The following is a 1,547-nucleotide window of genomic DNA, read 5'->3' as shown; positions in this document are numbered from 1 at the left end:
ATACCGGAGCGATGGTTAAGCTAATAAGTGCGCACGGAGGATGCCTAGGCGCCAGGAGCCGATGAAGGACGCGACGAACAGCGATATGCTTCGGGGAGCTGTAAGTGAGCTTTGATCCGGAGATTTCCGAATGGGGAAACCCAGCTGCGGTAATGCGCAGTTACCCTCGACTGAATACATAGGTCGTTGGAGGCATACCAGGGGAACTGAAACATCTAAGTACCCTGAGGAAGAGAAAACAACAGTGATTCCGTCAGTAGCGGCGAGCGAAAGCGGATTAGCCCAAACCAGGGAGCTTGCTCCCTGGGGTTGTGGGACGTCTCACATGGAGTGATAAAAGAGGACATTAGGCGAAGAGGTCTGGAAAGGCCCACCAAAGAAGGTAAAAGCCCTGTAACCGAAAGTGTCCTCTCTCCGAGACGGATCCCGAGTACCGCGGGACACGTGAAACCCCGTGGGAATCCGGCAGGACCATCTGCCAAGGCTAAATACTCCCTGGCGACCGATAGCGAAGCAGTACCGTGAGGGAAAGGTGAAAAGCACCGCGGGAGCGGAGTGAAAAAGAACCTGAAACCGTGCGCTTACAAGAAGTCAGAGTCCGATCTAGGGATGATGGCGTGCCTTTTGTAGAATGAACCGGCGAGTTACGTTCACGTGCAAGGTTAAGCTGATGAGGCGGAGCCGAAGGGAAACCGAGTCTGAATAGGGCGAATAAGTACGTGGTCGTAGACCCGAAACCGTGTGATCTACCCCTGTGCAGGGTGAAGGTGCGGTAACACGCACTGGAGGCCCGAACTCGTGAGCGTTGAAAAGCTCTGGGATGACGTGGGGGTAGGGGAGAAATTCCAATCGAACTCGGAGATAGCTGGTTCTCCCCGAAATAGCTTTAGGGCTAGCCTCGAGGTAAGAGCATCATGGAGGTAGAGCACTGATTGGGTGCGGGGCCCGCCAAGGGTTACCAAGTCCAGTCAAACTCCGAATGCCATAGATGTATACTCGGGAGTCAGACGGCGAGTGCTAAGATCCGTCGTCAAGAGGGAAAGAGCCCAGATCATCAGCTAAGGTCCCCAAGTGTGTGTTAAGTGGGAAAGGATGTGGAGTTGCGAAGACAACCAGGATGTTGGCTTAGAAGCAGCCACCATTTAAAGAGTGCGTAATAGCTCACTGGTCGAGTGACTCTGCGCCGAAAATGTAACGGGGCTAAACACACCACCGAAGCTATGGCATGACACTTAGGTGTCTTGGGTAGGGGAGCGTTGAATGCGGGTTGAAGTCAGACCGGAAGGACTGGTGGACTGCATTCAAGTGAGAATGCCGGTATGAGTAACGAAAAGACAGGTGAGAATCCTGTCCGCCGAAAGCCTAAGGGTTCCTGGGGTAGGTTCGTCCGCCCAGGGTAAGTCGGGACCTAAGGCGAGGCCGAAAGGCGTAGTCGATGGACAACAGGTTGAAATTCCTGTACCACCGTAATCCGTTATGAGCGATGGGGGGACGCAGGAGGGGAACGACGCGAGCCGATGGATGTGCTCGTCCAAGCAGTGAGAGGG

1 rRNA gene (only partly in view) is annotated in these 1,547 nt (G+C 54.4%); it reads left to right on the top strand.

The features are described 5' to 3' along the window. The first annotated feature begins 13 nt into the window (after window positions 1-13). Window positions 14-1,547: ribosomal RNA gene (locus tag FPZ45_RS25095) — 23S ribosomal RNA — on the top strand (it continues 1,395 nt past the right edge of the window).

This window comes from Cohnella terricola (genome assembly GCF_007786475.1).
Classification (GTDB): Bacteria; Bacillota; Bacilli; order Paenibacillales; family Paenibacillaceae; genus Cohnella; species Cohnella terricola.
This window is presented reverse-complemented; position numbering and strand designations above follow the sequence as displayed.